This window comes from Janthinobacterium sp. 61, from assembly GCF_002846335.1.
Classification (GTDB): domain Bacteria; phylum Pseudomonadota; class Gammaproteobacteria; order Burkholderiales; family Burkholderiaceae_D; genus Janthinobacterium.
In genome coordinates, this window is the sequence record NZ_PJMQ01000001.1 from 2,817,793 (window position 1) to 2,842,489 (window position 24,697).

22 protein-coding genes and 1 tRNA gene are annotated in these 24,697 nt (G+C 60.5%); 9 read left to right on the forward strand and 14 right to left on the reverse strand.

The window, feature by feature from the left end; genetic code table 11:
• Window positions 1-164: 164 nt before the first annotated feature.
• The 3 genes from CLU92_RS12950 (at window position 165) to CLU92_RS12960 (ending at window position 1,861) form a co-directional block, all read left to right on the forward strand.
• On the forward strand, window positions 165-698 hold the full coding sequence (locus CLU92_RS12950) for a phage tail protein (protein ID WP_101482216.1): 534 nt from the start codon (window positions 165-167) through the stop codon (window positions 696-698).
• 26 nt (window positions 699-724) lie between these two features.
• Window positions 725-1,258: a phage tail protein gene (locus CLU92_RS12955; RefSeq protein WP_101482217.1), complete on the forward strand. Its 534-nt coding sequence runs from the start codon at window positions 725-727 to the stop codon at window positions 1,256-1,258.
• A gap of 69 nt (window positions 1,259-1,327) precedes the next feature.
• Complete coding sequence (locus CLU92_RS12960; RefSeq protein ID WP_101482218.1) at window positions 1,328-1,861, forward strand: phage tail protein; 534 nt, start codon at window positions 1,328-1,330, stop codon at window positions 1,859-1,861.
• 57 nt (window positions 1,862-1,918) lie between these two features.
• On the opposite strand, the gene CLU92_RS12965 is transcribed toward CLU92_RS12960, so the two are convergent.
• From CLU92_RS12965 to CLU92_RS12975, 4 genes are all read right to left on the reverse strand, one after another.
• Window positions 1,919-2,212 (reverse strand): hypothetical protein, encoded by a 294-nt coding sequence (locus CLU92_RS12965; RefSeq protein WP_257561075.1) that lies wholly within the window; start codon window positions 2,210-2,212, stop codon window positions 1,919-1,921.
• A gap of 180 nt (window positions 2,213-2,392) precedes the next feature.
• On the reverse strand, window positions 2,393-2,770 hold the full coding sequence (locus CLU92_RS28280; RefSeq protein WP_257561076.1) for a S9 family peptidase: 378 nt from the start codon (window positions 2,768-2,770) through the stop codon (window positions 2,393-2,395).
• Window positions 2,731-3,141 carry a S9 family peptidase gene (locus CLU92_RS28285; protein WP_257561077.1) on the reverse strand — a complete coding sequence of 137 codons (411 nt, stop codon included), beginning with the start codon at window positions 3,139-3,141 and terminating at the stop codon, window positions 2,731-2,733. Before CLU92_RS28285 ends, CLU92_RS28280 begins: the two co-directional genes overlap by 40 nt.
• A gap of 138 nt (window positions 3,142-3,279) precedes the next feature.
• The gene (locus tag CLU92_RS12975) at window positions 3,280-3,678 is read right to left on the reverse strand and encodes a hypothetical protein (protein WP_180338510.1); all 399 of its coding nucleotides are present in this window, start codon (window positions 3,676-3,678) and stop codon (window positions 3,280-3,282) included.
• Between the two features lie 384 nt (window positions 3,679-4,062).
• Here CLU92_RS12975 and CLU92_RS12980 point away from each other — a divergent pair, with 384 nt between their 5' ends.
• Window positions 4,063-4,650 (forward strand): phospholipase D family protein, encoded by a 588-nt coding sequence (locus CLU92_RS12980; RefSeq protein WP_101482219.1) that lies wholly within the window; start codon window positions 4,063-4,065, stop codon window positions 4,648-4,650.
• Window positions 4,651-5,006: 356 nt separating this feature from the next.
• On the opposite strand, the gene CLU92_RS12985 is transcribed toward CLU92_RS12980, so the two are convergent.
• The 6 genes from CLU92_RS12985 to CLU92_RS13010 all read right to left on the reverse strand — a co-directional run bounded on the left by CLU92_RS12985 (window position 5,007) and on the right by CLU92_RS13010 (window position 14,325).
• Window positions 5,007-5,083: transfer RNA gene (locus tag CLU92_RS12985), tRNA-Pro, on the reverse strand.
• A 102-nt stretch (window positions 5,084-5,185) separates the two neighbouring features.
• A complete protein-coding gene (locus CLU92_RS12990; RefSeq protein ID WP_101482220.1) occupies window positions 5,186-5,800 on the reverse strand; it encodes a TetR/AcrR family transcriptional regulator in 615 nt (204 codons plus the stop codon).
• A gap of 62 nt (window positions 5,801-5,862) precedes the next feature.
• Complete coding sequence (adeC, locus tag CLU92_RS12995) at window positions 5,863-7,311, reverse strand: AdeC/AdeK/OprM family multidrug efflux complex outer membrane factor (RefSeq protein ID WP_101482221.1); 1,449 nt, start codon at window positions 7,309-7,311, stop codon at window positions 5,863-5,865.
• Window position 7,312: 1 nt separating this feature from the next.
• A complete protein-coding gene (locus tag CLU92_RS13000) occupies window positions 7,313-10,477 on the reverse strand; it encodes an efflux RND transporter permease subunit (protein ID WP_101482222.1) in 3,165 nt (1,054 codons plus the stop codon).
• A 15-nt stretch (window positions 10,478-10,492) separates the two neighbouring features.
• Complete coding sequence (locus tag CLU92_RS13005) at window positions 10,493-11,707, reverse strand: efflux RND transporter periplasmic adaptor subunit (protein ID WP_101482223.1); 1,215 nt, start codon at window positions 11,705-11,707, stop codon at window positions 10,493-10,495.
• A gap of 731 nt (window positions 11,708-12,438) precedes the next feature.
• Window positions 12,439-14,325: an MFS transporter gene (locus tag CLU92_RS13010; RefSeq protein ID WP_101482224.1), complete on the reverse strand. Its 1,887-nt coding sequence runs from the start codon at window positions 14,323-14,325 to the stop codon at window positions 12,439-12,441.
• A gap of 252 nt (window positions 14,326-14,577) precedes the next feature.
• Between CLU92_RS13010 and CLU92_RS13015 the strand changes: the two genes are divergently transcribed.
• Together CLU92_RS13015 and CLU92_RS13020 are read left to right on the forward strand one after the other, a co-directional pair.
• The gene (locus CLU92_RS13015; RefSeq protein ID WP_257561078.1) at window positions 14,578-17,775 is read left to right on the forward strand and encodes a DUF2339 domain-containing protein; all 3,198 of its coding nucleotides are present in this window, start codon (window positions 14,578-14,580) and stop codon (window positions 17,773-17,775) included.
• Complete coding sequence (locus CLU92_RS13020; RefSeq protein WP_101482226.1) at window positions 17,772-19,211, forward strand: DUF3999 family protein; 1,440 nt, start codon at window positions 17,772-17,774, stop codon at window positions 19,209-19,211. Before CLU92_RS13015 ends, CLU92_RS13020 begins: the two co-directional genes overlap by 4 nt.
• Window positions 19,212-19,347: 136 nt before the next feature.
• Here the strand turns inward: CLU92_RS13020 and CLU92_RS13025 are convergent, their stop codons facing one another.
• Both CLU92_RS13025 and CLU92_RS13030 read right to left on the reverse strand, forming a co-directional pair.
• Entirely contained in the window at window positions 19,348-19,743 is a 396-nt protein-coding gene (locus CLU92_RS13025; protein ID WP_218973460.1) for a hypothetical protein, read from the reverse strand.
• Window positions 19,744-20,012: 269 nt separating this feature from the next.
• Window positions 20,013-20,759 (reverse strand): helix-turn-helix transcriptional regulator, encoded by a 747-nt coding sequence (locus tag CLU92_RS13030; protein ID WP_257561079.1) that lies wholly within the window; start codon window positions 20,757-20,759, stop codon window positions 20,013-20,015.
• Between the two features lie 160 nt (window positions 20,760-20,919).
• Between CLU92_RS13030 and CLU92_RS13035 the strand changes: the two genes are divergently transcribed.
• From CLU92_RS13035 to CLU92_RS13045, 3 genes are read left to right on the forward strand one after another with little or no spacing between them, the layout of a single operon-like run.
• The gene (locus CLU92_RS13035) at window positions 20,920-21,342 is read left to right on the forward strand and encodes a hypothetical protein (protein ID WP_101482228.1); all 423 of its coding nucleotides are present in this window, start codon (window positions 20,920-20,922) and stop codon (window positions 21,340-21,342) included.
• 28 nt (window positions 21,343-21,370) lie between these two features.
• Window positions 21,371-21,781: a hypothetical protein gene (locus CLU92_RS13040; protein ID WP_101482229.1), complete on the forward strand. Its 411-nt coding sequence runs from the start codon at window positions 21,371-21,373 to the stop codon at window positions 21,779-21,781.
• A gap of 4 nt (window positions 21,782-21,785) precedes the next feature.
• Window positions 21,786-22,571, forward strand: a complete 786-nt coding sequence (locus CLU92_RS13045) for a DUF2145 domain-containing protein (RefSeq protein ID WP_101482230.1) — start codon at window positions 21,786-21,788, stop codon at window positions 22,569-22,571.
• Here CLU92_RS13045 and CLU92_RS13050 read toward each other — a convergent pair.
• Window positions 22,568-23,614 (reverse strand): AbrB family transcriptional regulator, encoded by a 1,047-nt coding sequence (locus tag CLU92_RS13050; RefSeq protein WP_101482231.1) that lies wholly within the window; start codon window positions 23,612-23,614, stop codon window positions 22,568-22,570. The two genes, CLU92_RS13045 and CLU92_RS13050, sit on opposite strands and share 4 nt — an antisense overlap.
• 2 nt (window positions 23,615-23,616) lie before the next feature.
• Window positions 23,617-24,690: an ABC transporter ATP-binding protein gene (locus CLU92_RS13055; protein WP_101482232.1), complete on the reverse strand. Its 1,074-nt coding sequence runs from the start codon at window positions 24,688-24,690 to the stop codon at window positions 23,617-23,619.
• Window positions 24,691-24,697: the final 7 nt, after the last annotated feature.

A 24,697-nucleotide genomic window follows, 5' to 3' on the forward strand; every position in this document is an offset into this window, starting at 1 on the left:
ACCGGGACAACAAATATTTACACTTGTCTTATGTCAACGTATGCTACCTTGCGTAGCTAATAAAGCAACTGGAAAAAGGAGCATACTAAAAAACAACAATAGTGCCAAATTTGAAATATAAGCAATCACACCGGAACCCCCCACTTGACACCTGGAGAACAAAAATGGCTGATGTTTATGTTGGACAAATAATGATGAGCGGATTCGCATTTGCACCGCGCGGTTTTGCACTCTGTAACGGGCAAATTCTGCCTATTCAGCAAAATCAAGCCCTGTTTTCACTGCTGGGGACTACCTACGGCGGCAATGGCACAACGACATTTGGATTGCCTAATTTACAAGGAACTGTGCCCATCCATGCGGGTCCATCGGTCGATGCAACATGGCAACCCAGCAACTATCCCTTAGGTACCCGCGCCGGCGTAGAAACTGTCAACTTGACAGTGACTCAGATTCCCGTGCATTTACATACCGCCACTGCCTTGAGCACGGCAGCGACCTTGAAGAATCCCAGCAACGCGCTATTTGGCGATAGTGGCACGGCAGCCATTTATGGCAGTGCATCGGGCGCCAGGGTGACGCTGGCGAGCCAGACTCTGGGCACGACGGGCGGCAACCTGCCGCATCCGAACATGCAGCCATTCCGTGTCATCAATTTCTCCATCGCCTTGAACGGCATCTACCCTAGCCGCAATTAATCCAGCCACCATTCCCGGAGATAGCCATGAGCACACCTTATATAGGCGAGATCCGCCTGTTTGCCTTTCCCCGTATTCCCAATGGCTGGCTGGCCTGCGATGGCAGCTCGGTATCGATTGCCGACAATGAAACCTTGTTCACCTTGCTGGGGACCACCTTTGGCGGCGATGGCGTCAGCACTTTCGGCGTGCCTGACCTGCGCGGCCAGGTTCCTGTGCACCAGGGCACGGGACCACAATTGACGACACGGGTACTGGGCCAGAATGGCGGTACCGAGCAAGTGACTCTGCTGGCGACCCAATTGCCGCAGCATACGCATGAATTCAATGTGAGTAGTGCACTGGCCACTGCCTCTGCACCGGCAAGTAGCCTGCTGCTGGCAGCTCCGGCCAATAACGACAAGATGTACACCAGCAGCCTGGCTGGCCTCACCTCGTATCCACTATCGCAGGCCGCAATCACTTATACGGGCGGCAATCAGCCGCACGACAATACGATGCCAACCCTGACCGCATCATTTTGTATCGCTGCGTTCGGCATTTATCCATCCCAGCAGTAACAGCTTCCGTGCAGACAAGGCACCACCACAGGTGCGCATTGCCAACCAAACTGACCAGGAGAACCTATCGTGACATCACCATTCCTCGGCGAGATACAAGTCTTTGGCTTCAATTATGCCCCGGCTGGCTGGGCCAGCTGTAATGGCGCCACCCTGCAGATACGTCAATACACCGCCCTGTTCTCATTGATCGGCACGCAATATGGTGGAGATGGAGTAACAACCTTCCAATTGCCCAACTTCACGGGACGCGCGCCCTGCGGCCAGGGTCAGGGGCCAGCCCTGACAGCACGCACCATAGGCGACACATTCGGCAGCGAAAGCGTGCAACTCGATGTGACGCAAATTCCCGGCCACACCCATCAGCTCACTGTTGCGCGTCAACCGAATACGAGCTTGCAACACAATGTTCCATTGACTAATGACGGTTTGATTACCATCGGTAGCGTGAATACTTTCTTGCCGGCGGCAGCCCCTTCCACCACGTTTGCTGCCGAGGCGATCTCTCCCGCGGGAGGCAACCAGGCACACGAAAATCGTCAGCCGCTGCTGGCATTGAACTTCTGTATCGCCTTGCAAGGTGAATTTCCTGCATTTGGCTAATTACATCTATACAGGGACAGGCAATGCCATCGCGGCAATGCCTGGCCTGCCCCTTCTTTAGTTGAACACCGCCTGATACAGGAAACCTTGACCATCACGCGCCACCGGCACCAGGAAGATGCCAACCTCGCCCAACGCATCATGCTGCAGCAGAAAGATCTTTTGGTTGAAGAGGATGGGGGAACTATGATGGAACAACAAGCTGAACGGCGCGCGCAGCATGCCCTCGATCGTGGCGGACTGCAAGGGACACACCTCCTTCAAGATGAAAGCGGCATTCCCGTCGTTGGCAGAGATAAAGGTATCGTTGACGCGCGTGGCGAAGTGTTCCAGAGTCAATACATTCATCATTGCAGGTATTCCATTCCATGAACGCTGTGATTGAAGCAACGATTTATTCTACTGGAAGCATTGCCTCTTTGGCACAACTTTTAACATGCAATTATCCCCATCTGCGCTCGGCAGCAATGCGGCCGCTCGGGCCATCAAGCCCGGCCGCCGGCACCGCAACTACCATGTAGCTTAGGCCACCTAGCGCATCGCTTCCAGCAAACCCGGCGCAAATTCGGCGCCGTGCCTGACCTGCGCGGTGGATGCCTTCAGCGTGGCGCCGATCGGTTCCGCGCGGCAAGCCAGGCATAGGCCCTGGAAGTTTTCCGTCACCGCATTGAAAGCGATGTTGTTCACGGGCCGGGCAAAGCCGTGGCCTTCGTCGGGAAATAGCACGTACGTGACGGGGATATTCTTCGCCGCCATGGCTGCCACGATCTGGTCCGATTCGGCCACGTTGACGCGGGGGGCGTTCGCCCACTGGCCGATCAGCAGCGGTCGCTGGATATTCTGCGCAAAGTTCAACGGCGAGCGTTCCATCAGCAGCGCCTTGCCTTCTTCCGTGGCCGGGTCGCCCATGCGCTTGTAAAACTGCTGCTTGCCCGCTTCCCAGTAAGGCGGGATGGTTTCAGCAGGGTAAACAGGTTCGACGGGCCGACGATGTCGACGCCACAGGCAAAGGTCGTCGGCGTGAATGCCATGCCGGCCAGGGTGGCGTAGCCGCCATGCGAGCCACCCATGATGGCCGCCTTGTCGGCCGAGGTCACGTCACTCGTCACGGCCCATTGCACCGCGTCAAGCAGGTCGTCATGCATCGTGCGGCCCCACTGCAGGTCGCCGGCCGAGATGAATTGCGTGCCGAAGCCCGTCGCCCCCCGGTAATTCACCGGCAGCACAGCGTAGCCGCGCTGCTGGGCAGTTCGCACCTTGTGGAAGGCTCGATGCCACATGCCTGCGTGGAGTTCAAAGAAAATAAGCTGAGTAACTACGGCAAGGACAAGCACGTGATTGCGGATGTTTCCGAGATTCCGATGGCGTTACCCTGGCTAGAATAAAGCCCGACTTTTGCAAATAGCCGCCATCCTCTGTCAGCGCTGAATGGCTGCTTTCGCCCCATTGCAGCCGTTGGGAATCGCTGGGAAGTGCGGTTTGAAGCGGTGGCTAAGGTTCTTCGTCTGCTCAGGTGTGTAATGCTCAACGACTTGAACCGTGTCGGATAATTGAATAAGAGGGTAGTGTTCCCGCATCCCCTTGAGCATTACCATTGGCGGCCACATGGCCTCCATGCCGCAGAACGCGGCGGCCTTATTTAAAGGCATGTACGTGCAGCGGGTGACCCATACGACAGCCGTTTGACTAGGTTTTCCTTCGCACTCATAACGCAGATAGCCCGGTTCAATGTGCAATTCGCCGAAGCGGATCGTCGACCTCTTGTTTCCATTTAGCAAATCTGGGAAAAGTCGAGAGACCACCATCAAAGTTTGCATGCTTGACTCCTTGGTAAGCAAATAAAATGATCTGCTTTAAATTTGATGGAGACTCTTGGCCAGCCATGGCTCCTTTCAAACTCAGTAATGCAATGATGCCCGCTATGACTTTGCGCACGAAGCGCCCCCTAATTCTATGTGAGCGACCGTTTGTGGCCGAACCCGGCCGTTCGGGCAGCATAGCAGGTTGTCAGGGTGAAAATCTAGCGGCTGCATCGTCAGGCTGGATTCGCCCCAAAACGGCCGGTCGTAACCAGCAGATAATGCTTACTTCAGGATCATACTGAGAAGGGTGATAGCCGCGATCCGAAGTCATTAGAGGTATCATTAATGCTCGGAAGCAACCCGTTTTTCCACCTGGTTATTTAACATTGATTGCAACTAATGAAGAAAATCGCGATTATGGCAATTATTGCCACTATGTTAGCCCCCATCGCTGAAGGCTCCTCTCTCACCATCGACGGAGTGGTGGTTGGGTCGCCGTCGGGTCAAACCAGAGCGACCACTGTAACATTTGAGAATGCTTTTTCCCCAGATGATGGGGCTGAGGCTTTAGTTCTTAAGGTCATCAATACATCCGTTTCGACAATCAGGCTTGCAGCGTACTCCTTCAATTCACTGAAGATAGTAGAAGCTTTGCTTAACGCGAAGAAACGAGGTGTCGATGTTAAAGTCATAGTTGATGACCGACGAAACCAACGAAAGAACAGCATTAAGGCACTCAATCTGTTAGTTAACGATGGTATCCAAACCAAGACTATTTCAGTTTATGCTATGCATCATGACAAATACATAGTTGCTGATGATTTAACTGTGCAGAATGGAAGCTTCAACTACAGTAAAGATGCCGCCACATCAAATAGTGAAAATGTGGTTGTAGTATGGAACAGTCCAGAATTAGCGAAATCGTTCATGCTCCACTGGCAAAACCGATGGTCTAAGGGTGTCGACTACCGATATTCACAAGAATAAATAGCCACAACTACACTGGACTCAGCTGAATCTCTTACAGCTCATTGCAGTTAATCCACTCCAATGGCTCATCAACGACCGCTCCTGGCCGCTGGACGAAATGTTTGAGCGGACACACCCACCTAATGAACTCACCCGATATATGTTAAAACGGCAAAGCCAGCGCAGAAGTGGCGTGGACGTGAGCCATCTACCTCCCGCTCAGCGGCTGCTTTTTGGCCGATAGCGGACATCGGCATGCTGTAACGAAAATCATACGTCATGTAAACGGAAAAACCCAGCACCGATATTATACAAACGTATAATATACGGTACTGGGTTTCTATACAGCTTGCGCTGTATCTCCTTGAATCTAATGGTCGGGGCGAGAAGATTCGAACTTCCGACCCCATGCACCCCATGCATGTACGCTACCAGGCTGCGCTACGCCCCGACGAGGTTGGAATTATAGCAGAGGCTTTTAGGTTTTTGCCATGCTTTGCGCATGATTCATATCGAACTGCGCAAAGTTTTTTCAGCCTGGCGGCAAAGCGTTCTACTCGCCCAGCAGCAATGCCGTCAGGACGATGCGAAAACCGGCGATCAAGGGTTCGACCTTCATGTCCGGATTGTGCACCGCCCGCACGGGCAAGCCCTGGTACATGGCGATCATGGCATTCAGGCGCCCTTCCAGCATCTCTTCGTCGGCCGGCAGGCTGCGCTTGATGCGCGCATCGCGTATGATCGAAAGAAACAGCTTGCGCGAACGGATATCCGCACAGTGCAACATTTCCGCGATGGCGGGATTGCGCGAAGCCTCGGCAAAAATTTCCAGCGGCATCACCCAGGTTTTCGGGTCCAGGCTTTCCAGCACATGCTCGCCAGCATTGTCGACCACGGCCTGCAGCGGGTCCTCGCGCTGCGCCAGGTCCTGCATCAGGTTGGTGACCCGCTCCATGTTCTTCATGACGAAGGCGGCGATGATCGCATCCTTGCTGTCAAAATAATTATAGATGTGGCCCGCGCTCATGCCGGCCGCCTTGGATATCTCGGCCATGCTGGCACCGTGGAAGCCGCGGCGGCTGAAACAGCTTTCGGCCGCATCGAGCACCTGCTTGCGCCGCGTGTTGGCGCGCTCGGGGTCTGGATGCTTCTTTTCAACTTGATTCATGATTTTCCAGTAGCGCGCCGGCCCTGCCCTTGCGGGCAAGGCCGGCGTCGGCGTCCCCGTGATTATTGGACGCTGCCAGCCGCCGCAACGGCTGTCTGCTCAGGCTGCCAACCGCCGCCCAGTACCTTGTACAAGGTCACCAGGTTGGTCGATTTGGCCAGGCGCGCCGTGATCAGGCTTTGCTGCGCCGTGTACAGCGCGCGCTGCGCCACCAGGGCGCTCAGGTAGGACTCGGCGCCCTGCTTGTAGCGCGCGTCATGGATAGTGTAGCTCTTCGTCGACGCCTCGACCAGCGAGACCTGCGACTGCAGGCGCTCGTCGATGGTGCCGCGCTGGGCCAGCGCATCGGACACTTCACGGAAGGCGACCTGGATCGCCTTTTCGTATTGCGCCACAGAAATTTCACGCTGCACCTTGGCGATATCGAGGTTGGCGCGGTTCACGCCGCCATCGAAGATCGGCAAGCTGATCTGCGGAATGAAACTCCACGTGCCGCTGCCCGCCTTGAACAGGCCCGACAGGTTGTCGCTCAGCGAACCGGCCGTGGCCGTCAGCGAAATGCGCGGGAAGAAGGCCGCGCGCGCCGCGCCGATGTTGGCGTTGGCAGCGCGCAAGGTGCGCTCGGCCGCCAGCACGTCGGGGCGGCGTTGCAGCACGTCCGACGGCAAGCCGGACGGAATGTCCGCCAGCGCCGTCACGTCGCCGAACTCGCCTTGCGGCAGCAGGTCGGCCGGCACGGGGCCGCCCACCAGCAAGACCAGCGCGTTCTGATCCAGCGCCACCTGGCTCGTGAACACAGCCACGTCGGAACGGGCCGACTCGACACTGGTCTGGGCATCGTACTTGTCCAGGCCCGAGGTGGCGCCGGCACTGAAGCGGCGCACGGCCAGGTCATACGACGACTGCTGGCTTGTCAACGTGTCCTGCGCCACACGCAGGCGCTGCTGGTCGGCCACCAGGTTCAGATAGGTGCTGGCCACTTCGGCCACCAGGCTGATCTGCTGCGCACGGCGTGCTTCTTCCGTGCCCAGGTATTGCTCCAGCGCGCTGTCGGACAGGCTGCGCACGCGGCCAAAGAAGTCCAGCTCGTACGCCGATACGCCCAGGTTCGCCGTGTATTGGCGATTGATGGACGCTTCGCCGTTGGCACTGGCGTTCTTTGGCACGCGTGTGGCCGACTGGCCGCCGGAGGCCGACAGGGTCGGGATCAGGGCGGCGCGTTCGATGCCGTAGGTGGCACGCGCCTTCTCGATGTTCAGGATCGAGACGCGCAGGTCGCGGTTGTTGGCCAGCGCCAGTTCCAGTACCTGGCGCAGGCGCGCATCGGCAAAGAATTCGCGCCAGGCGACGTCCGCCACCGGCTTGGCGTCGGCGGCGGCCGTGTCGGCCTTGTAGGAAGGGCCCGTCGGCCACGCCGTGGGCGCCGGCGCTGCCGGACGCTCATACGTGGGAGCCAGGCTGCAACCGGCCAGCAAGGCCAGTGCCGCCATGGAGAGTAGCGTTTTTTTCATATTAATGCGCATCCTTAGAAAGCGTGACGGCTGGCGAGCCAGGCGTCGCCGGCGTGGTTGGCGCGTCCGGCTTCGAGAAGAAGCCGCGCACCAGCACGAAGAACACCGGCACGAAGAAGATACCGAGGAACGTGGCCGTCAACATACCGCCCAGCACGCCGATACCGATGGCGTTCTGGCTACCGGAACCAGCGCCGCTGGAGATGGCCAGTGGCAACACACCGAGGCCGAAGGCAATCGAGGTCATCAGAATCGGACGCAGACGCAGACGCACCGCATGCAAAGTCGCGTCCAGCAGCGACATGCCCGATTCCTGCATTTCCTTGGCAAATTCCACGATCAGAATCGCGTTCTTCGCCGACAGGCCCACCACCGTGAGCAAGCCCACCTGGAAGTATACGTCGTTCGACAGGCCGAACATCCACGTACCGAGCACGGCACCGATCACGCCCAGCGGCACGACCAGCAGCACGGAGAACGGAATCGACCAGCTCTCATACAGCGCAGCCAGGCACAGGAAGACGATCAGCAGCGACAGCGCATATAGCTGCGGCGTCTGCGAACCGGATTCACGCTCTTCCAGCGACACGCCGGTCCAGCTGAAGCCTATGCCAGGCGGCAACTGCGCCACCATCGCTTCCATGGCGTTCATGGCGGCGCCCGTGCTCTGGCCCGGTGCCGGCGTACCCAGGATCTCTACTGACGGCAAGCCGTTGTAGCGTTCCAGGCGTGGCGATGCGTAAATCCACTTGCCGGTGGCAAAGGCGGAGAACGGCACCATCTGGCCTGCGGTATTGCGCACGAACCACTTGTTCAAGTCTTCCGGCAGCATGCGCGATTCGGCATTGCCTTGCATGAACACTTTCTTCACGCGGCCACGATCAAGGAAGTCGTTCACATACGAACTACCCCAGCCCACGCTCAGCACGCGGTTGATTTCCGAGATCTGCAAGCCCAGCGCGGTAGCTTTCTGCTGGTCGATGTCGATCTTGTACTGCGGCGTATCTTCCTGGCCGTTCGGGCGCACGCCCACCATGGCCGGGTTTTGCGACGCCATGCCCAGCAACTGGTTACGCGCTGCCATCAGGGCGTCATGGCCGACACCGCCGATATCCTGCAGTTGCATGTCGAAACCCGTGGCGTTACCCAGTTCCAGCACGGCAGGCGGTGCGAACGTAAACACCATCGCATCCTTGATCTGCAACAACTTGCCCATGGCGCGGCCGGCCACGGCCGGCGCTTTCTGCGCCACGTCCTTGCGCAGAGACCAGTCTTTCAGGCGCACGAAGGCGATACCCGTATTCTGGCCGTTACCGCCGAAGCTGAAACCGGCGACGGCAAACACGGAAGCGACGTTGTCTTTCTCGCTGTTCATGAAGTGGTCTTCGACCTGCTCGATCACTTTCAGGGTGCGCTCTTGCGTGGCGCCCGTCGGCAATTGAATCTGCGTAAACAGGATGCCCTGGTCTTCTTCCGGCAGGAAGGAGGTCGGCAGGCGCATGAAGACGAATACCAGGCCGGCCAGCAAGATGACATACAACAGCATCGAACGGCCGCGGTGACGGATCATGCTGCCGACCAGGCCCTGGTACTTGTTGCTGCTGCTGTCGAAGCTGCGGTTGAACCAGCCAAAGAAACCCTTGTTGGTGGCGTGATGGCCCTTCTCTACCGGCTTGAGCAGGGTGGCGCACAAGGCTGGCGTGAATACCAGCGCGACGACCACGGAGAGCACCATCGACGACACGATCGTGATCGAGAACTGGCGGTAAATCACGCCCGTCGAACCGCCGAAGAAGGCCATCGGCACGAATACTGCCGACAGCACCATGGCGATACCGACCAGCGCGCCCGTGATCTGCGTCATGGACTTGCGCGTCGCTTCCAGCGGCGACAAGCCCTCTTCGCTCATCACGCGTTCGACGTTTTCCACCACCACGATGGCATCATCGACCAGCAGACCAATGGCCAGCACCATGGCGAACATGGTCAGCGTGTTGATCGAATAGCCAAACGCGTTCAGGATGCCGAACGTACCCAGCAGCACGACCGGCACGGCCATGGTCGGAATCAGGGTAGCGCGGAAGTTTTGCAGGAACAGATACATCACCAGGAACACCAGGATGACCGCTTCCACCAGCGTCTTGACCACTTCTTCGATCGACAGTTTCACGAACGGGGTGGTGTCGAACGCTACCTGGTAGCTCATGCCTTCAGGAAATTGCTTGCTCAGGTTGCCCAGCATGGCTTTCGCCGCATTGGCCGTATCGAGTGCATTCGCGCCGGTCGCCAGCTTGATTGCCACGCCGGTGGCCGCATGGCCGTTGTAGCGGGCCACGGTGTTGTAGTTCTCGCGGCCCAGTTCCATGCTGGCCACGTCCTTCAGGTACACCATGGCACCGTTGGTGGTCGTTTTCAGCAAGATGGCGCCGAACTGCTCCGCCGTTTGCAATCGGCTCTGCGCCGACACGGTGGCGTTCAGCTGCTGGCCCTTGACGGACGGCGTGCCGCCCAGTTCACCAGCCGACACTTCCGCATTCTGCGCCTGCACGGCCGTGATCACGTCCGCCGGGGTCAGGTTGAAGCTTTGCAGCTTGGCCGGATCGAGCCAGATACGCATGGCGTACTGCGAACCGAACAGTGTCACATCGCCCACGCCGGCAACACGGCTCAGCGGATCGACGACGTTGGCGGCCACATAGTCGCTCAAGTCGGTCTGGTCCATCTTGCCGTTTTCGGAAATGAAGCCGAACACCATCAGGAAGTTCTTCGTGGCTTTCGACACGACCAGGCCTTGCTGCGTGACAGCCGTCGGCAGCAGTGGCGTCGCCAGCTGCAGCTTGTTCTGTACTTGCACCTGGGCGATGTCGGGATTGGTGCCGCTGGTAAACGTCAGCGTGATGCTGATGCCGCCAGTCGCATCGCTCGACGAGGCCATGTAGCGCAAGCCGTCGATACCCTTCATCTTTTGTTCGATGACCTGGGTGACAGCATCTTCCACGGTCTTGGCGGAAGCGCCAGGGTAGGAGCCGCTGATCGAAATCGACGGCGGAGCGATGCTCGGGTACTGCGCGATCGGCAGGCTGAGGATCGAAATCACGCCGGCAAGCATGATGACGATCGCGATCACCCACGCAAAAATCGGGCGATCAATGAAAAAACGGGCCATTGATATTCTCCTGAATTAGTGGGCGCTGGCAGCCGGTGCGGCGGCAGAAGCGGCAGCGGCAGCGGCAGGTGCAGCAGCGGCCTTGGCCGGTACGGCGACGGCTGGGGCACCTGGCTTGACTTTTTGCAAGCCTTCCACGATCACGCGGTCGCCAGCGGCCAGACCGGACGTCACCAGCCAGTCGTTGCCGACCGTGCCGCTGGTGGTCAGCACGCGCTGCTCGACCTTGTTTTCCTTGTTCAGGATCAAGGCGGTGGCCTGGCCCTTCTGGTTACGCGTCACGCCCACTTGCGGCACGGTAATGGCTTTTTCATCCACGCCCGTTTCCAGCTGCGCACGTACGTACATGCCTGGCAGCAATTCGCCTTTCGGGTTCGGGAACAGTGCGCGCAAGATCACGTTGCCGGTGGTCGGATCGACCGTCACGCCGGAGAACTGCAGCTTGCCCGCTTCGCTGTACTTGCTGCCGTCCGGCAGGATCAGGTCGACCTTGGCCTGGCCTTCGCCCACTTTCTTCAGCGAGCCGTCGGCCATCTGGCGTTTCAGGCGCAACAGGTCGGTGCTCGACTGGGTCACGTCGACATACATCGGGTCAAGTTGCTGCACGGTCGTCAGCGCTTCGGCCTGGCCCGCCGTGACCAGCGCGCCGGCCGTCACGGTCGAGCGGCTGGTACGGCCGTTGATCGGTGCCGTCACGGTGCTGTATTTCAAGTTGATGTTCGCCGTTTCCAGCGCTGCGGTGGCCGACTCGACGTCAGCCTTGGCTTGCTCGAACGCGGCGACGGCATCATCGTATTCCTGGCGGCTCACGCCTTCGATGGCGACCAGTTCCTTGTAGCGGGACGCTTTCGGACCAGCCGTCAGCAGGTTGGCCTTGGCTTTCGACAGCGCGGCCTTGGCCGAGTTGTATGCCGCCTGGTAGGTGGCCGGATCGATCTGATACAGGGCCGTGCCCGCTTTCACATCGCTACCCTCGACAAACAGGCGCTTCTGGATCAAGCCACCGACTTGCGGACGCACATCGGCGACCTGGTAGGCATTCGTGCGGCCGGGCAATTCGGCGCTCATCGGCAACGCGGCCGGATTAACAGTAAACACGACCACCTGTGGCGCTTGCTGCGCGTGAGGTGCTTCCTGTTTTTTACTGCAGCCGGCCATGATTACAGTGGCGCACAGAACGGCAATAGCGCCGCTCGTACGCGGCGACGTCAAGGAAAAGGTTGGTTGCATCTTGGACTTTCTGAAAAAGAAGCTGGCTAGTGTCGTTAGAAATGACTAAATTTATTAACGCAGATCAAAGAATGAACGATCATTCTAAAATCGTCAAGCATCGTTACAATTGAAACATAGCAACTAACAAGCGAATTAAATTATCAATGAAGCAACAATGATAAAACAGCGACAGCGTCGTGACGTCAGCCAGGTCGAAGAGGAAGCTGGCGGGCGGCGGCAAAACGGCAATGCGGGAAAGTTGGATTGAATGAATACTGTAGCAGGGTAATGCGTTTTTTGCTGAAGCCGTGATCGCGCACGCAACACTGTCCAGGCCGCCCTCGCCCGGCCACCATGAATATTTACCAATGGTATCGAAAAGACATGCCGCGGCCGACGCGCTACTAACTTGGCCACAGCGTGGCAAAGCGGGCTGCAACGGTGACAGCACAGACGCAAGAAACGATGCAACACGATGGTCCCAACGGCCCGGACACGCTGGCGTTGCAACTCGGGCCGAGGGCGCGCGCAGCGCCAGTTACAGGTGCGCGCGCCGCAGTGGCGCAAGGCGCCCTGACGGGTTGGGTACGGCCCGCTCACGCAAGGAACAAGCTGGCTTCGCTCATCACCTGACGAAACCGGTGGATGTCGACGCCGTCGCCGCCCTGCTGGAACAGCACCAGGCGCAGTTGGCGTAGTTGGCGTAGTTGGCGGGGGCCGCTACGCGGGCAAAAGAACGTAAATAGCGTTCATTTCCACTTGCCGCGCAATTCCTGCACCTTTTGCTGCAGCAACTCCGGCGTGGCGGCCTCGGGCGCCACAGGCATGCCCACGGCCAGCGACAAACGCGAACGCAAGCCTGCCTTGAAGGCGCGCTCGAACAAATGGCCATTGCGGTGGCTCAACAGATGACCCCATAAGCCACGCAGCGCCAGCGGAATCACGGGCACCTTGCTGCGCTCGACGATCTTGGCGATGCCGCCCTTGAATTCGCTGATCTGGCCCGTGCGCGTCAGCTTGCCTTCAGGGAAAATGCACACCAGTTCCCCCTCGTGCAGCGCTTGCGCAATGTCGATGAAGGCCTTTTCCATGAGGAAGGGGTTTTCCTTGGCTGGCGCGATGGGGATGGCCTTGGCCGTGCGGAAAATCCAGCCCATCAGCGGCATCTTGAAGATGCGGTGGTCCATGACGAAACGGATGGGGCGGGGGCTGGCCGCCATGATGACGATGGCGTCCACATAGCTGACGTGGTTGCACACCAGCACGGCCGCGCCTTCCGTCGGGATGCGCTCGCCATCAACGACTTTCACACGGTGCACGGTCTGGATGAGTATCCACGCCAGGAAACGCATGAGGAATTCCGGCACCAGCGAGAAGATGTAGGCGGCCACCAGCGCATTCAGAATGGCCGTGACGAGGAACAGCTGGGGTATGGTAAAACCTCGTCCCAGCAGCACGATGGCCACGCCAGCGGCCGCCACCATGAACAGGGCGTTCAAGATATTCATGCCGGCGATCGTGCGCGAAATGTGTTTCGGGTCGCAGCGCGTCTGGATCAGGGCGAACAGGGGCACGATGAAAAAGCCGCCAAACACGCCGATCATGACGATGTCGAGCAAGATGCGCGGCACGCCCGCCTGGCTGACAAACGCCAGCGCGTCGACAACTTGTGTATTCATATACGCATTGCTGGCGAAATACAGGTCGATGCCGAACAGCGACAAGCCGATGGAGCCGAACGGCACCAGGCCGATCTCGATCTTGTGGCCGGACAGGCGTTCGCACAGCAGAGAACCGGTGCCGATGCCAACGGAAAACACCGTCAGCAGCAGCACGAAGACGCTGTGGTCGCCATGCAGGAAATCCTTCGAATACACGGGGAACTGCGCCAGGATCAGGGCGCCGTAAAACCAGAACCAGGAATTTCCCAGCATGGCCAGGAAGACGGGACGGTTCTTGCGCGAGAAATTCAGGTTGCGGAACGATTCGGCGACAAAGTTCAGGCTCACCTTCAAGTCCGGCTCGGGCGCGGGCGTGCGCGGCACGCGGTAGCTGGCGATCAGCCCGAAAATGGCCACGGCAATCGTTGCGCCGGCCACCAGTTCCACGCCCAGCGGCTTGTGCACGATCAGCACGGCGCCGAGGATTTCACCCAATAAAATGCCGACGAAGGTGCCCATCTCGATCAGGCCATTGCCGCCGACCAATTCCTCGGGCTTGAGCTGCTGCGGCAGATACGCATACTTGACGGGGCCAAACAGGGTCGAATGCACGCCCATGCCCACCACGGCGGCCACCAGCAGCCAGAGGGTATGCGTCATCCAGCCAGCGGCGGCCACGGCCATGATGGCCAATTCCATCCATTTCACGAAACGCGCCAGGCCCGCCTTTTCGAATTTGTCGGCCAGCTGGCCCGCCGTGGCCGAGAACACGACGTAGGGCAAGATGAACAGGCCGGGAATCAGGTTGGTGATGGTGGACGGGTCTAGCGTGGTCCAGCTCAGCGCGTCATAGGCGAGAATCACCATCAGGGCCGTCTTGAACAGATTGTCGTTGAAGGCGCCGAAGAACTGGGTCCAGAAGAAGGGCCCGAAACGGCGCTGCGACAATAGGGAAAACTGGCTGCTTTGACTCATGGCATGGGGAACTGGCAATTAAGGAATTGCTAAAATACAGCACTATCCTGCGCACGACAATCTGAATGTCGTCATCTTGCTCGGCATCAATAAGAAAAGCCTGCCGCAGGTCCAAACTTGTCTTGCAGCAGTACAAGGCGCGGCACTTGCCGTGATACAACAGAAATCGCTTGTTTCTTGATAATAAGGTAATGTGCGCATAGCGCTGGCGCCCCTGCCCGCCCCTCCCGGAAAGCTGCCACCATGTTTGGAATGACATCATTGACCATCCTGGCCTTGCTGGTCACCGCCTTCGTGCTGGTGCTGCAGCACCGCCGAAAGGTGGCGGATCTGGAGTTGCTGACAGCGCGCCTCCGCAAGGAAGTCGACGGCATCCAGCAGCGCCTGCGCGCACTGGAAGGACTAGCCGAAGCGCCAGCGGCCACGCCCGTCGTGCCCATCGCACCCGCCGTGCCCGATAGCGTGGCGCCAATGGCAGTGCCGACACCCTTGCCGCCGCCCACCCCCGTGCCGCAAGCGGCCGCGATCAAGGTGGCCGAGGTGGCAACGGTGGCGCCGGCAGCAGCCCCCGCAACAGCCGCGCCCTTGCCGCCGAAACCAGCTGCGCAGGCTCCCTCCAGGCCCGCCCCTGCCGCCCCCAATACTCCCTCCTGGATCGCGCGCCCGGACGGCCTCGTTGCCAAGGCGAAGAACTGGTTATTTACCGGCAACCTGGTTGCCAAGCTGGGCTTGCTGATCCTCTTCCTCGGCGTCAGCTTCCTGCTCAGCTATGTGTCGGCCCAGGTCACGGTGCCCATCGAGTTGCGCCTGGCCGGCATCGCACTGGCCGATATTGCCCTGCTGGCATGGGCCTGGCGCATCCGGCTCAAACGTCCCGGCATCAGCTTGCCGCTGCAGGGCACGGCGCTGGCGATATTGATGCTGGTGACGTTCGGCGCCTTCCGCCTGTACGAACTGATTCCGGCGGGCCTGGCGTTTGCCGTGCTGTTCGTGCTGACGGCGTTCACGTGTTTGCTGGCCGTGCTGCAAAACGCCGTCTGGCTGGCCGTCTTCGGCATCGTCGGCGGCTTTGCCGTGCCACTGCTCGTGTCGACAGGCAGCGGCAACCATATCGGCCTGTTCAGCTATTACGCGCTGCTCAACGCGGGCGTCTTCGCCATCGCCCTGAAGCGCGCCTGGCGCGTCCTGAATGTGCTGAGCTTTGGCTTTACCTTTGTCGTCGCCACCACCTGGGGCCTGCTGCGCTACACGCCCGAGCACTACCTGTCGACCCAGCTGTTCTTGATCCTGTTCGTGCTGTTCTATATCGGCATCGCCATTGCCTATTGCGCGCGCCAGGCGCCGCGCCTGAAACACTATGTGGATGGCACCCTCGTCTTCGGCACGCCACTGGCGGCCATGGGCCTGCAATACGGCCTGGTCCAGCACTTTGAATTTGGCCTGGCGTTTTCCGCGCTGCTTGCCGGCCTGTGCTACACGGGACTGGCCGTGGCGCTCTGGCGCCGCATTGGCTTCCGCCTGCTGGCCGAAGCCTTCCTGGCGCTGGGCATCGTGTTTGGCACGCTGGCCATCCCGTTCGCCCTCGACGGCCGCTGGACGTCTGCCGCCTGGGCGCTGGAAGGCGCGGGCATCGTCTGGGTCGGCTTGCGCCAGCGCCAGACCCTGGCCTGGGCCTTCGGCCTGCTGGTGCAGGCGGCCGCCTGGATTTCCTTCCTCCTTGCCATGCAGGAACTCGATACAGCAACTGCCCTGCACGCCAACATCTGGCTCGGCTGCACGCTGCTGGCCGCCGCCGCCCTTGTGATGGCCTACAATTTCCGCCGCCACGCCAGCCACCTGTATCCGGAATTCATGAGCAGCCTGTCCGTGCTGTTCCTGACGGCCGCCACGGCCTGGCTGCTGGGCGGCCTGTGGAGCGAAATCCTGCTGCGCACGGATGCAGCGACGCAACTGAATCTGCTGACCGTCAGCGCGCTGGCGGTGGCAGCCCTGCTGGCGGCGCTGGCGCGGCGCGAACAATGGCATGCGCCGCGTGCCCTGCTGCTGGCCGTGCAGGTGCTGGCCGGCATGGTCATGCTCAGTCGTGCCAGCTGGGCCTGGTACCAGCACCCGGCCAGCCTGTTCGACGGTTCCTTCCTCAGTGCCCTGCTGCTGGGCGCCGCCGCCTTTGCCAGCGCCCGTTTCCTGGCGCTGCGTGCGCGTGGCGGCGACGCGTTGCTGGCCCTGGTCGCGCGGCCCCTGCTGGTCTGGAGCGGCTTGCTGTGGTTTGCCGCCATCCTCGTGCCGCTCGTCAGCTGGCTGCTGCGCCTGATCGACGGCGACCTGACGATGCAGCCGCATGCGGGCGAACACTGGCTGGCGCTGTACCTGATCGCCGTGTGCGTCACGACGCCCGCGTTCGCCATCCTGGCGCGGCGCCTCGACTGGCCGCAGCTGCGCTGGTTCAGCGTGGCTACCTGGCTCGGTTTGGGCCTGTGGAGCGCCAACCTGCTGCTGGCGCTGTATCTGCGCGACTACCTGCCGACCGGCTTGAGCTGGCTGGCCCTGGCCAGCGCGCTGGTGGCCGGCGAGTACCTGCTGCTGGCCTGGCCGCAAGCGGGCTGGCAACTCGACGTGCGGGCGCTGCGTTTCTTGCATACGCAGCGCACGGCCGCGCCGTGGCTGATGCTGTGGCCCGTGGGAGCCATGCATGTCAACGCCTGGCTGGCGCGCCACGAAGGCGGCGTCAGCCCTGCCTGGGCCCGCTATTTGCCGGCCTGGGCCATGATGCTGGCCCTGGCCTGGCTGATCCGCCGCTGCAGAACAGGGGCCTGGCCGGTGGCGCCGATTGCCGCGTGGTACCAGCGCACCCTGATACCGCTGGGCGCGCTGTGGTCGCTGCTGCTGATCGCCGCATGGAATATTGTCGACGATGGCGCCATGGCGCCCCTGCCCTATTTGCCGTTGCTCAATCCGCTGGACTTGAGCACGGGCTTCGCCGTCTTGCTGGCCATTGCCAGCTACCGTTTGCTGCCAGCGAAACAAGTGCCGTTGCCCGCCCTGTGGCAAGCGCGTTTACCGGCCGTGGCCGCCTGCTGCGTGTATGTCTGGTTCAACCTGATGCTGCTGCGCACGGTGTCGCACTACCTGGGCGTGCCGTACACCTTTGACGCCATGCTGGCCTCGCAATTCGTGCAAGCCATGCTGTCGCTGGTGTGGAGCATCACGGCCCTGCTGCTGATGCGCCATGCGGCCCGCCACCAGCGGCGCCAGCAGTGGGGCATGGGCGCCATGCTGCTGGGGCTGGTCGTGCTGAAATTGTTCCTGATCGACCTGTCGAACGTGGGTGGCATCGAACGCATCGTATCCTTCGTGGGCGTGGGCTTGCTGATGGTCTTGATCGGCTACCTGGCGCCCTTCCCCAAGGCTGCCGCGCCAGCGCCAGCCGAACCGCAAACGGGAGCAACATGAAAACCAGACTCATGTTCGGCATCGTGTTGATGGCAGGCGCCGCGCTCGCTGCGCCTGGCCAGGACCGGCCACAGGACTACGGCTGGAGCATGCCGATCCAATCGCCGGCAGGCGCGGGCATCGTCCAGCTATCGTTGCCCAGGGAAGTCTACCTGCACGCCCGCTCTGCCAGCCTGGCCGACCTGCGCCTGTTCGATGCCGACGGCAAGCGCCTGCCCTACGCCATCGGAGCTCCGCCAGCGCAATCAGCCACGCAGAGGACAGCCATTCCAGCCCGCATTTTCCCCGTCACGGGCGCGCCAGCAACTGGCGACGGCTTGCAAGGCATCGATATCCGCACGGCCGACGATGGCCGCTTGCTGTCGGTCAGCACGCGCGCCGGCACGACAGCGGCCACAGCGGCGCTGCAAGCGCTGATCCTCGACCTGGGCAAGCAGACGCAAGACAAGCGCATCGCCGCCTTGCGCTTCACGCCACCGGCCAGCACGGACAATTACAGTGCTCAAGTGTTGCTGGAAGTGAGCGATGACCTGAAGCAATGGGACGCCATTGGCACCACCACCTTGAATTGGCTCAGCAACAGCGACACGCAAACCTTGGCCAACGACAGCATCGCCTTTGCGCCACGCGCTTTCCGCTACGCGCGCCTGAGCTGGCAGGAAGGCCAGCCGCTGGTGTTTGCATCGATTGCCGCGCAAGCCGTCAGCGAAACGGAGGCGCCGCCGCCACGCGCGAGCATCGTGCTGAGAGGTGCTCCAGGCAAACTTGCTGGTGATTGGGCGTATGCCACGCCGATCGCGATTCCCGCCGACAGCATCGCGCTGCAATTCAAGGAGAGCAACGTGGTGTTGCCCGTCACACTGGGCGTGTATCGCCAGAACGATTATATTCCCAGGCATCGGCTGCACTTGCGCCATCAGGCACGCCCGGCGCAAGGTGCGTATTTTGAAACGCTCCTAAGCACTACCTTTTACCGCATCGGCCTCGATGGCAAAGAGCGCGTCTCGGGCGAACTGGCCATGCCCGTGACCCAGACAGCCGAATGGGTGATGCGTACGTCGCCAGAGCATCCGCTCTCCGCCGGCAATGCTCCCGCCTTGCGCCTGGGCTGGATACCGGCCACCGTCGTGTTGCTGGCCAGCGGCAAGCCCCCCTATCGGCTAGCCTTTGGCAGGAGCAACGCGGTATCCGTGGCGCAGCCGCTGTCGCAGGTAGCCCCAGGCTTCCAGGCAACTGAATTGCGCGCGCTCAAGACGGCCAGCACCGGCCCGCTGCAATCCAATGCGGACGCAGCGCCCACGCCCAAGGCCGGCGATGGCGCGCCATGGCGCCTGGCCGCGCTGTGGGCAGCGTTGCTGCTGGGAATGGGCGTATTGGGCTTTTTTGCCTGGCACCTGCTTAAAGAGTTGCAAGCGCAATCACATCAGGACAATTAGAGGGTGGCGACGCTGGAACAAGCGAAGATGGGATGAGTCCAGGAAACTCAGGACGCTGACGTTACCCCGCCTTCACACAAGCAAGAGTAACGTCGCCGGAAATACGGATGAGCGGAAGCCTTTGGGCACCACGCTTTTAATTATTGAACAAACCCGTTTTGTGCGTCACGTCAGATTCGCTCATCGAATAACGCTTGACGATGTTTGTCTGATCGTACATCACAACCAGTTCTTTTTTCTTGCCGCTGGCGCTGGCACCAAACAGGTTCACGATAGGAATATAGCTGACCGCATCGGCAGAAACATTCGAGAAGTCATAATTCCAGATTTCCAGGCCGCCATCCGTAAAACTGGTTTTTGTTGGCGAGCCAAACATGGTCCGGATTTCTCCCTTTGTCGTCTTACCTTCGACAATCTTTTGGGAAATGCTCGACTCCGATTCCTTGCGCAGCGATTCACTACCCACGCTGGCACAACCCGTCACTAATGTAGCCAATACAAACAAACCAACAGCAGGGGAAAATTTTTTCACGAGAGTTCCTGTTTCCATTATTTTTTATTACTACCTGACACAGGCAGTATGCGAAAAACAAATCTTGCCTTTAAGAAAGTTGTTTTTCGGAATAATAACATGCGGTTTTCCCAATACAAGTCTTTTGATATGATATTATTTATTTATAAAAAGTGTTTATCTTTCACCACAGAATGATTACTTTTTTCTCTCTTTTAATATATGCAATCTGTGAATACAATCATCTGAGCGCCACGCAACAAGGTTCACGATGAAAGTGAGTGTTTCGCTCATCCTTGCCTTAGCAGCGCCTTGAACGTCTGCGGCATCCACGGCCGCGCGGCCAGCATGAAGCTGATGGCCAGGCGCTCCTCACCAGGCAGGCGCGCGTCTTCCTGGTGCTGCTGCGAAAACTCCACCGCCACTTGCTTCAAGCGCTCCAGCAAGGCCGCCGTGGATTTTTTCGACAGCATCACGTTCACCAGGCGCAGCAACTCTGTCTCGCCATCGAACTGCGAGTTCAAATAGTCGCCATAAGCTTCCTTTTTGAAATAGGTATGAATCGGGCCATTCGGTATCCACGCAAACGTGCGCGCCACCAGCAGTTTGACCCGGTTATTCGGCAGCAGTTCCAGGAAACCGATCTTGTCGAGGCGCAGCAAATATTTGACGGCTTGCGCCTCGCTGATGTCATAGATGGCGACAATCTGCTCCAGCGGCAGCAAGTTCAGCGCGGACACAGCCACCACGAACAGCCGGGTATCCTCGATGATTTCCTTTTCCTGGGCATACGTCAGCCCGGTGATCAGGGTGGGCGTAGCCTGGGCTGACTGCACGGCCAGCGCCAGTTGCTGGAAATCGCTGCCGATGGCCACCAGGATCTGGTCCAGGCGCTGCAGCGTAAATTGCTTCTGCGAAAACATCCGCTTGACGCTGGCTTCGGACACGCCGATGCGCTGGGCCAGCTCGGCATACGTGACGGCGCGCGCTTTCAACAGGCGTTTCAAGGCTTCGATCAAGGCGTGGGTTTGCGGCATGCACTTCCTTTATAAAAATAGCATCGGTTCTGGCGGCAAAAAAGTAGCGCAATACGCTACCTGCGGTATGCCTGCCCGCTACGAGTAGCGTTTCCATTGACCAATTGCCCACAGTCTACAATGATGGCGTTGCCACTTGGCACACTTGAAGGAGAAACACATGAAACGCTTGCTGCCCCTCTGCCTGTCCCTGTCGCTGTTGACGCTCTCCGTGGCCGCTCCCGGCCTGGTCCACGCCGCGGCCTCAGAGAACCTGTCGAAAGGCTCGCAAAACCTCAGCGAAGGTTCCGCCGTGGTCGTCGCCGGCTCCATGTCGATGCTGGTCGCTTCCGGCCAGGTAGTCGTTGCCAGCGTGGAAACGGTGGGCGAAGGCATCGTCATCGTACTGATAGGCGCGTCAGAAGCGGGCGGCGCTTCCATCCAGATGAGCACGCAAGCAGCCAAGGGCCTGTCGCTGGCGGCAGGCACAGTGGTCAATGTGGTGGCACTGTCCACCGGCCATATGCTGGTTCTTTCCGGCAAGGCCATCGCCTTCATCCCGAACGAACTGGGCAAGGCACTGCTGCACCACTCCAAAGTGTAATGCCCTCATCAAGAAGAACAGGATCTCCATGAAACACGTACTCGCCATTACCCTGCTGTGCGCCGTCAGCCTGACGGCCCAGGCTGCCAACTCCGACACCACCAACGCCTCCGACAACGCCAGCATGGCGTCGGCCATCGTGCTGGTCGGATCCATGTCGGTGCTGGCCGCCGCCGGTGAAATCGTCATCGACAAGGTGGAAGACGTGGCTGACGGCAGCGTCCTCGTGCTCAAAAGCGCAGCCACGAGCGCGTCCGCCGCCGCCACGGCCTCCGTCAAGCTGAGCCAGAAGGCCATGCAAGGCCTGTCGCTGGCGGCCGGCACGGTCGTCAAAGTGGTGGCCGTCTCGACGGGCCACATGCTGGTCCTGTCGGGCAAGGCCATCGCCTATGTGCCGAACGCGGCCGGCAATGCCATCCTCCACCATTCGAAAGCGTGACCCCATGAAACGCCTGACCGCCATTATCATCAGCCTGGCCCTGACCGGCGCCGCCCATGCGGGGCGCTCGTGCGAGGAAAAGCAAACGGATGCCACCACGCTCGTCAAATCGATGGACCTGGCGCAAAAGACCCTGAAAGCGCTCGATGGCTCGGGCGCGCAAGTGGCACTGGTGGCGCGCGCCGGCCAGGACCTGTCGAAGTACAATTTGCGCTATTCGCACATGGCGCTGGCCTGGCGCGACCACCCCAAGGGTCGCTGGCTGGTGGTACATGAACTCAATGAGTGCGGCACGGCGCAATCGTCGCTGTACAACGAAGGCTTGGGCAATTTCTTCATGGATGATGTATTCATGTATGAAACCCTGATCCTGATTCCCGGCCAGGATACGCAGCAGCAACTGGTGCGCCTGCTGACATCGAACACCCCCAAGCGCCTGCATGAGGCGAACTACAATATGCTGGCCTACCCGTTTTCCACCAAGTACCAGAACTCGAACCAGTGGGTGCTGGAAACCCTGGCCGCTGCCAGCAACGAGCCTGGCAAGATCGAAACGCGCGCCGAAGCGCAAAGCTGGTTGCGCAGCGCCAGCTACGCGCCGCAAACGCTCAGCATACCGGCCGCCACGCGCCTGGGCGCGCGCATGTTCCGTGCCAATATCGCTTTTGACGATCACCCGTTCGAGCGCCGCATGACGCGCCAGATCGACGTCGTCACCGTCGATTCCATCGCGCGCTTCATGCGCCAGCGTGAACCGAAGGTGCAGGAAATCGTGGTGCGGGGAAATTAAGGACGTTGCAGCAGGCGAAATAGCGGACCGATCAGCAAGACCAGCACCACCATGCGCGCCACGTGAAAGGCTGTGACGATGGGCACGCCCAGATGCAAGGTCTTGGCCGTCAGCGACATTTCCGCGATACCGCCGGGCGAGGCGGCCAGGATGGCCGTGCCGGGGTGGATGCCCATCCAGTGCGACAAGCCCAGACCGAAGGCGGCCGCCAGCAACACCATGAGCATGGTGCACACGGCCACGCCCGCCAGGTAGCGGGGCGCCGCATGCAGGAAGGCGGGGCTGAAGCGCGTGCCCAGGGCGATACCGATGAACAGCTGGCCCGCGCGTATTATCCATTCGGGCAGGCGCGACAGATGGATGCCGCACGCCGTCAGCAGCAGCGCGGCCAGCAGCGGGCCGATGACCCAGGCGTTGGGCAGCCTGCCCCGTTTGAATGCGAGGGCCGCCAGCACCGTGATGCCGACCAGCAGTGCCAACCCGCCATAGTCGACCAGCGCGGCGCCGGGCACGAAGCTTTCATGCCCCGCCTCCAGGCCATGGCTGCCCCAGTAGCGCACGCCGAACGGGATCGTCGCCACTACCAGCATCATGCGCAGGCTGTGCGCCGCGGCGACCTTGCCCACATCGGCGCCATGGCGCTCGCTCTGTACCGCCATCTCGGACGCGCCGCCCACCGCCATGGCAAAGAAGGCGGTGGCATGGTCGACACCGGAGAGGCGCCGCAGCAGCATGGCGCCAGAAGCCCCCAGCGCCAGCGCGAACAACACGGTGCCGGCGATCCACGGCGTGTAGACAGTGAGCACGGCCAGCACGGGCGCCGTGAAATACAGGCCCAGGGCCGTGCCGATGGCCCACTGCCCCGCTTCGCGCACGCGCACGGGGCAGGCCAGTTCGCGCCCCGCCAGGCGCAGCCCGGCCGTGGCGAACAGGGGGCCTATCATCCACGGCAGCGGCGTGTGCAGCCACAGGCAGATGGCGGCGCCAGCCAGCCCGGCGGCCAGGGCAGCACCGACGGCGCGCCAGCGTGGCCACCACGGCACCGTTAAAACACCCAGAGTTTATCGGCCGGCATATGCAGCCAGTACTTGCCCGCTTCAAGCTTGTGGCGCGAATAGGCGCGCAGGCTGATATTCTCGGCGCCACCGCGCTCGAACAGGCACTCCCAGCGATCCCCCAGGTACATGCAGGTCAGCAGTGGCAGCTCGATGGCGTTGTCCACCTGCGTGGCGCTGATCTTCACTTCCTCGACGCGGATCATGGTGGTAACTTCCGTGCCCACGTTGGCGCCGCGCGCCACGCCCTGCATGGAGGCGCCATCGACCAGCAGCCGGACGGCGCTGCCATCGCGCTGTACCACCTTGCCGGGCAGGCGGTTGTTACTGCCCATGAATTCGGCCGTAAACAGGGTGTCGGGCGTTTCATACATGCTTTGCGGTGTGCCCTGCTGCTCGATCTTGCCGTTATTGAGCAGCAAAATGCGGTCGGAAATGGCCATCGCCTCGCCCTGGTCATGCGTCACCATCAGTGCCGACAGGCCCAGGCGCACGATCAGTTCGCGCAGGAAGGCGCGCGCTTCCTCGCGCAGCTTGGCGTCCAGGTTCGACAGCGGTTCGTCGAGCAGGATCACGGGCGGGTTATACACCAGTGCGCGGGCGATCGCCACGCGCTGCTGCTGGCCGCCGGACAGCTGATCCGGATACCGTTCGCCCAGGTGCCCCAGACCCAGCTGCGTCAGCACTTCCTTGATGCGCGCGGCGATCTCCGTGCTGCCCATCTTGCGCAATTTGAGGCCGTAGGCGACGTTGTCGAACACGGTCTTGTGCGGCCACAGCGCGTACGACTGGAATACCAGGCCCAGGTTGCGATGCTCGGCCGGCATCTCGAAGTGCTTCGCGCCGTCGAAGACATTGCGCTCGCCGATCTCGATGGTGCCCGCCTTCGGGCTTTCCAGCCCGGCGACGGCGCGCAGCAAGGTAGTCTTGCCGCTGCCCGAAGGCCCCAACAGGGCGACCACTTCGCCTTTTTTCAGGTGCATCGAGACACCCTTCAGGATCTGGTTGGCGGCAGCGCCGGTGCCGTAGTCCAGGTACAGCTCATTGACGGTCAATTCATTCATGATGTGG